Origin of the sequence: Cetobacterium sp. (genome assembly GCF_048470075.1) — a bacterium.
Taxonomy (GTDB): Bacteria; Fusobacteriota; Fusobacteriia; order Fusobacteriales; family Fusobacteriaceae; genus Cetobacterium_A.
This window is the reverse complement of sequence record NZ_DBGBQB010000395.1, coordinates 21,104-27,910: the sequence shown is the minus strand read 5'-3', so window position 1 is coordinate 27,910 and position 6,807 is coordinate 21,104. Positions and strand designations below refer to the sequence as shown.

General features: G+C 32.4%; 6 protein-coding genes. 2 read left to right on the top strand and 4 right to left on the bottom strand.

Annotated elements, in window-relative coordinates; all coding sequences use genetic code 11:
* The coding region (locus tag ACMOUI_RS13775; RefSeq protein ID WP_418966267.1) for an Rpn family recombination-promoting nuclease/putative transposase at positions 1-621 on the top strand (621 nt) is incomplete at its 5' end.
* Positions 622-667: 46 nt separating this feature from the next.
* On the opposite strand, the gene ACMOUI_RS13770 is transcribed toward ACMOUI_RS13775, so the two are convergent.
* The 4 genes from ACMOUI_RS13770 to ACMOUI_RS13755 are packed head-to-tail and all read right to left on the bottom strand — an operon-like array spanning position 668 to position 5,525.
* Positions 668-1,504: a carbohydrate ABC transporter permease gene (locus ACMOUI_RS13770; RefSeq protein WP_418966266.1), complete on the bottom strand. Its 837-nt coding sequence runs from the start codon at positions 1,502-1,504 to the stop codon at positions 668-670.
* Positions 1,470-2,456 carry a carbohydrate ABC transporter permease gene (locus ACMOUI_RS13765; RefSeq protein ID WP_418966265.1) on the bottom strand — a complete coding sequence of 329 codons (987 nt, stop codon included), beginning with the start codon at positions 2,454-2,456 and terminating at the stop codon, positions 1,470-1,472. The genes ACMOUI_RS13770 and ACMOUI_RS13765 overlap by 35 nt, the downstream gene beginning before the upstream one ends.
* Before the next feature lie 15 nt (positions 2,457-2,471).
* Positions 2,472-3,755: an ABC transporter substrate-binding protein gene (locus ACMOUI_RS13760; RefSeq protein ID WP_418966264.1), complete on the bottom strand. Its 1,284-nt coding sequence runs from the start codon at positions 3,753-3,755 to the stop codon at positions 2,472-2,474.
* Between the two features lie 12 nt (positions 3,756-3,767).
* Positions 3,768-5,525, bottom strand: coding sequence for a glycoside hydrolase family 35 protein (locus ACMOUI_RS13755; RefSeq protein ID WP_418966263.1), 1,758 nt, complete (start codon positions 5,523-5,525; stop codon positions 3,768-3,770).
* A 190-nt stretch (positions 5,526-5,715) separates the two neighbouring features.
* On the opposite strand from ACMOUI_RS13755, the gene ACMOUI_RS13750 reads away from it, so the two are divergent.
* The gene (locus tag ACMOUI_RS13750; protein ID WP_418966262.1) at positions 5,716-6,681 is read left to right on the top strand and encodes a LacI family DNA-binding transcriptional regulator; all 966 of its coding nucleotides are present in this window, start codon (positions 5,716-5,718) and stop codon (positions 6,679-6,681) included.
* Positions 6,682-6,807: the final 126 nt, after the last annotated feature.

The following is a 6,807-nucleotide window of genomic DNA, read 5'->3' as shown; positions in this document are numbered from 1 at the left end:
GAAATGCAAAGAGCAGATGAAAGAAACATGGTAAAAAGAAGTCTATATTACTGGAGTAAAACATATATTAGCGAATATACTGGAAAAGGTGCTTATGCAAATTTACCAAGAACAATATGTATTAATGTATTAGACTTTATTTTGCTAGATGAAGAGAGATTTCACAATAAATATTTAATTCAAAATGCAAATAACAATAACTTACTAACAGATACCTTAGAACTTCATTTTATAGAGATACCTAAAATGAAAGATATAGATGAATCAGATTTATTAAGTATTTGGGTAGGATTTTTAGAAGACCCAAATAATGAAAAAGTAATATATTTAGAGAGAAAAATTGAAGAGTTACAAGAAGCTAAAGAGGAACTTGCAAGAATAAGTAGAGACCCAAAGGAAGCTGAGAACTATCGTATGCGTGAAAATGCAAGAAATGATAGATTAAATGCGCTGCTATCGGCAGAGGAAAAGGGATTGAAAAAAGGAATCCAACAAGGATTAACAGAGGGAGAAAGAAAAGCAAAGTTAGAAATTGCAAAATCATCTTTAAAAAATGGATTAAGCGTTGACATAGTTTCACAAATAACAGGGTTATCTTTAGAGGAAATTAAAAATCTTTAACATGTTCACACAGTAAAAAACGGAGAAGTTTATCTTCTCCATTTTTTTACTCTTTTACTGCTCCAGCGACTATTCCAGATAATATTTTTCTCTTAAATATCAAATACATTATAACTGTTGGTAACATAACAATAACTATAGCTGCTGATAGCTTAGCCCAAGAACCGCTCCGTCCAACATAGTTCATCAACATTGTTGTAAGTGTTGCATTATCTGCACTTGGCATATACAGATATGGTGTAAACATATCATTTAAAACATCCACTGATTTTAAGATAATCAGTGTTGCAGTAGCTGGCAGTATCAGTGGAAATATCACTTTCCAGTAGATTTTAAAATATGAACAACCATCTATTCTTGCACTTTCATCTAAGGAGTATGGAATCTGATCTATAAACTGTTTATAGACATATATCTGCAAAATATCTGTTGATATATAGATTACCATTGGTGCCAAAAGTGTATCATATATCCCCAGTCTTCCTATTATTCCAAATCTTGTTATCTCAGCAATAAAGCTAGGTATAAGCATTGAAAAGCTAAATAGAAAGAAGTAAACTTTTTTCAATTTAAACTCAAACCTACTAAGTGAATATGCAACCATACTACTTAGAATAACATTTACTGATATTGTTCCTAAAACTAAAAGCACCGAGTTTTTAAACCCTGTCAACACATTTCCATTTTTAAAGACCTCTCGATAGTTATCTAGAGAAAAAGGTGCAGGTAGGGATAGATGATACCCTTGAGCTATCTGCTCTGGAGTTTTAAAAGATGATAATATCACCAGAAATAGAGGCACTAGAACTATCAAAGTTATAACTATAAAAACTATATGATTAAGAGTATTAAACAGTAACTCGCTCATCTTTTTCTTTTTCAAGTTTTTCTCCCTCCTTTTCCATAACCTTTTCAACCTTTAATCCCTCTTTTTTAAAGAATCTCTTTATTCTATCCAATCTCTCTTTAAATTTTTCAGGCTCTAAGACTAAACTTTGAATCGCTGAGATAACTATAATTGCTGCTATTAAAACTATAGCCATAGCACAAGCTAGTCCAAAGTTACTAAACTCAAAAGCCGTTTTTACTGTGTGAAGAGCAAAGGTAGTACTGCTTGTTCCAGGTCCTCCACTTGTCATAACAAAAGGTATATCAAAAACCATAAGAGCTCCTCTAACATTTAAAAATAGAACTATACTTAAAATAGATTTCATATTTGGTATTATAATCTTTATAAATTGCTGTAATACTGAGGCTCCATCTATCAGTGCTGCCTCTAGCATATCCTTATTTATAGATTGAAGCCCAGCTAAGAAAAGGATTATGTGTACCCCTGTAAATCTCCAAAGGGAAACAACTACCAAGGAGTAATTCACTATTCTAGGATCACTTAACCATCTAATTTTACCGATGTTTCCAAGGGCTAAGAGTCCATTTAAAACTCCATCCTCTGAACTATATAGGAATGAAAACATATAGGCAATAGCAACTCCATTTATTATATATGGCATAAAAACTATCGTTTTAAAAAACTCACTTCTCTTTATATATCTATCTAAAAGTAGAGCTAAATACATCTCTATGGGAATAAAAAATAGATGTAACATAAAGTATAGATTATTATTTTTTAAACTCTGCCAAATATCCTTTCTTTGAAATACCTGGGTATAGTTTTTTAAGCCAACATAGTTGTAATTGGGATTTATTCCATCCCAATCTGTGAAACTTATTAAAGCCAGTTTAAACCCTGGATAAAGAACAAATACAAATAGCAATATAGTTGGTACTACTAAAAAACATATTAACAACATACCTCTTTGCGTCTTATCTTTCATACTTTACTCCTACAACTACTTTGTGTTTTCTTGAGCTTCTGTCCATCTTCTATTAAACTCATTCATATACTCTGTAAAGTTGACGCCTTGAATCATCTCTTGCCCCATTCTCTTAACATCAAAAGAGATATAGTTAGCTATTTTTCTAAACTTTTCATCGCCACCTTTTTGAAGTACAACCTCTGGATTTGGAATACTTGCTATAGCCACATTAAACATGCTCTCTCTTCCCTTAACACCTTCCACTGCTGGTAATACATTCATGTATGTTATGTACTCCTTGTAGTAATCACTTGTAAAGAACCAATCCAAGAATTTTTTAGCTGCATCTGCATTTTTACTATATTTTGGAATTGATAAAAATACTTCTGCTGAAACTAAATATCTAAATGGATCCTCTTTTGTCTCACGAGCTGGTAAAACAAATACCCCTATATCGTCCAGTGTTTCCTTTGACATCTCTTTCTCTAAATCCATATAGAACCACTGTCCTGAAGCTAGCATAGCTGCTTTTTTAGAAGCGAACATACTCTTTTCCTGATCCCAACCATATCCCAATGGATCCTCTCCAAAAGGTTTTGTGCTATAGTATTTATCTAGCATATCATAAGCTGTATAGAATGGTTTTCCCGGAGAGAATGGGTCTTTCTCCACAGCCATTTTACTCCATATATCATTACCTCCTGGTACTAAAAATGGCATAAACTCATTGAATGGATAAGTTGTCCATGAGTCCTTGGCTCCAAGGGCCATAGGAGTATAGATTCCACCCTCCTTTATCTTAGCTGAAAGAGCTACAAACTCCCCCCATGTTGTTGGTATTTCAAGTCCTAGCTCATTAAATACACTTTTTCTATAATAAACAAACTCATTAAAACCATACATAGGTAGCCCATATATATTTCCATCAATTTCAAAATCTTTAGCAAACTTATTTACTTTTGCCGCCTCTGTTTCATTTAAAGGGAGTAATACACTTTTAAAGCTCTCCATAGTTACAACTCTCACTGGAAAAATATCTGGTAATTTCTGTGCTGAGTTTCTTATTTTCATTGTATTATCATACTCAGTTGCTGGTATTTTTTCCATTTTTATTGTCACATTTGGAGCTACCTTTTGATAAGCCTCTGCTAGGCTATTTGTATCCATCATATACTCCTCACCTGTTCCAGAGTATGTCACAAAAGTTAACTCTATCTTTTTATCCTCTGCCTTAGTGGCCTCTTTTTTTTCACTCTCTCCACAAGCAGCCATAAATAACATCGTTCCCACTCCTAAAACCTTTAAATATCTCTTCATTTTTCACCCTCCTTAAAAAAGCTTAGCTTCTGCAAAAAATTCCATCTCATCACCATTTTCATGTAGTTCAAAAACTATAATCTCATTCTCCCCCTCTTTTAAAAGTGGATATGGGATATACAGTCTCTTTTGAGGTCCCTCACTCCAGTATCTACCTAAATTAAATCCATTTATATATATGATCCCCTTTTTCCAACCTTTAAAATCTATAAATGTATCTCCTATCTCACTCACATTAAAATTTCCTCTAAAGAATCTAGGGTGATTTCCAACACTCTTAACCACATCTTCAAACACTAAATCACTCAGATTATCAAGTGGTATCGTATAGATTTCCCAGTTAAAAAGAAACTGTCTATCCAATCTGACTCCCTCTGTAATCCCTTTACTATCCTTTAATAGAGGCCCATAATTTATCCTTCCCATATTTTCAACTAAAATCTCCAATATGGATTCCTCTTTTTCAGAGTTTATTATAATCTCCTGGTTAGTATTTCTATCTATTACACCTTTAAACTCCCCATTTAAGAAGATAAGTGCTCTGTCTCTAACCTCCTGTAAAGTCAGAGGCATATTTTCAATAATCCCTTTAACTTTTGTTCTATAAAGTATAAATCCATAGTCCTGTTCCAACTCCTCCATAGTTTTTGTATATGGAGATATGTGCTTCGTTGAAAGTGAATTTAAATTGTCCCAAAGAGAGCAACTCTCTTTGAATTTAACCTTTCCATATCCAATTTTTTTAGAGTCTTTAACCCCATATTTTTTATAGTTTTTATGTTTTTTTATATGGATTCTATCTTTTAAACTCTCTAAGGTATCTTTTACAAGATAATATTTTTTTGTTAAATCTCCAGCCTCTGTTAAAAGAGCATCATAGTCATAACTTGTTACTGTACATCTCTGTTCATCATGGTAATTAGCCCCATTCATAAAACCAAAATTACTTCCTCCATGGAACATATAGAAGTTTACAGAGATACTGTTTTCTAACATATATTTAAACTCCTCTGCCACCTCTTTTCCATCTCTTGTTATATGCTCCTGTCCCCAATGATCAAACCATCCAATCCAAAACTCCATAACCATTTTAGGCATATCACTTTGGTATTTTTTAAATAGTTCAAAAGATTCCTGTGTCTTTGAACCAAAGTTTATAGTTTTCCATATATGAGGTAGTGTTCCTCCTGATAACATCCAATGTGTTGGTCCATCTGAAGTAAACAATGGTACATCTACACCCCTTTTAATAAGTGCATCTTCCAAATAGCTAAGATATTTATAATCATTTCCATAGCTTCCATACTCATTCTCTATTTGAACAGCTATTATAGGTCCTCCATTTGTATGAAGATACTTTATAAACTTAGGAATCAGAACATCATAGTATCTATCTATTTTATCTATATATGTTAAATCCATAGTTCTAAGTCTTATAGCTGGATATTTTAAAAGCCATGGTGGCAACCCTCCAAACTCCCACTCTGCACATATATATGGAGATGGTCTTAAAATGACATAGAGTCCTTTTTCCTCTGCTAGGGCTAAAAATCTTTCAAGGTCTAACATCCCTAAAAAATTATACTCTCCCTCTTTAGGTTCATGTAGATTCCAGGGTACATAAGTCTCTACACAGTTAAAGCCAGCTGAAGCTATCTTTTCAAGTCTATCTTCCCACTGTTCAGGTAAAGTTCTAAAATAATGCATTGCTCCAGATATAAGAAGAGTTTTCTCTCCATCTATCTCTATATGTTCCTTCACAAATCTCATTTTGCCTCCCTATTTTTGCACCACACTTTTTTTAACTAAACGCACTCCTTTTTTCAAGAATACGTATTCTTGGTACGAGTTTATTCTATGAATTCTATTTTGTCAAGAGTAAGATTCTAGAAAAAATAATTTGACAAAAGATAAAAAAAATACTTTAATTGAGTTTATAATGCTTTTGAAAGGTGGTTCTATGAAAAAAAATTTAACTATGAAAGATATAGCAAAATTAGCTGGTGTTTCTCAGCCCACTGTCTCAAGAGTGGTCAATGGAAATCCCACTGTGGATTCTGAGGTTAGAGCTCGTGTTGAAAAAATAATCTCAGAGTATGGCTTTAAACCAAATTCCAGTGCAAAAACTTTAAGAAGTAACTCCTCTAAAATAATTGGAGTTATACTTTTTGATCTGTCTAACTACTACTATTTAGAGATGATTAGATCTGTTGAAAAAGTGGCTGGTGAGAATGGTTACACTGTTATAATTCTCAACTCTCAAGGGGATAAACTCTTGGAAAAGGAGCATATTTTAAATTTACAAGCTCGAAATGTAGATGGGATTATAATAGCTCCTGTGGATAGATCAAATCTTGATTTTCTAAAAAAGCAAAATGAAAATTTTATAGTTATAGATAGTAGTCTTCCTCACTATCCTTGTATCTATACATCTCTTTTACAGGGAGGAAAAATAGCCACTGAACATCTCTATAGTTTGAACCATCAAAAGATAGCCTTTATTGGGGCTGATAAAAGAAATCTTAAACTTTTGGGAGTGAAAGAGTTTTTCTCAGAAAAAAATATGGTTTTTTTAGATGAGTGGTTTATAGAGACTGACTCTACCAATAGTAATCTTGATAAACTCTCTTTAAAACTTGATTCCTTAGAAAATTTCCCCACAGCTTTTATAACCTCCAATGATGTTATAGCTTTAAATCTTATTAAAGAGCTTGGTAAAAGGGGGTTAAATATTCCAAAGGATATCTCTATTTTAAGTTTTGATGATACAATTATATCAACAGCTTTAAATATAACAAGTATAAGACACCCTGTGGATATGATGATGGAAAATGCTATTGACTATCTCTTAAATGGCAAAAGAGTTTCTATACAAAAAAGTCTTAATCCCATCTTGATTAAACGAGATAGTACTACTTTTTTATGAAATATTTTTTCAAAATAGCACTGTTACTACGAAATTTATTACATATATTTAGACACCAAATTTCAAATTGATATTTTTTTATGACAAATGTATAATTTATCTAATATTATTACTACAAAAATAAAC